1 pseudogene is annotated in these 212 nt (G+C 40.6%); it reads right to left on the bottom strand.

Going from position 1 to position 212, the window contains the following annotated elements:
- A pseudogene (locus LIZ98_RS17890) lies at positions 1-212 on the bottom strand (IS1634 family transposase); the annotation flags it as partial.

Genomic DNA, 212 nt, shown 5'->3' with positions numbered 1-212 from the left:
ACACCCATCCCCAGAACGATTTGTTTTAAATCAGGTCTATGGGCCTTACTATACCCATACGTAATTTGCAGTCCATCTTCCTTCGGTTGTTTATATTCACCGTAAACAGAAATTGATGTTGTATCGTTATGTAGTACACCAATAGGAAGGTTCAATCTTTTCAGTGCTTTCAGTGCGAGGGTAGAATAGACTTTCCATGCTTCGGCTTCATG

It is taken from the genome of Caldibacillus sp. 210928-DFI.2.18 (assembly GCF_020554505.1).
Classification (GTDB): domain Bacteria; phylum Bacillota; class Bacilli; order Bacillales; family Caldibacillaceae; genus Caldifermentibacillus; species Caldifermentibacillus hisashii.
Note: the sequence above shows the minus strand (reverse complement) of the source record. Positions and strands in the feature narration are given on the sequence as shown.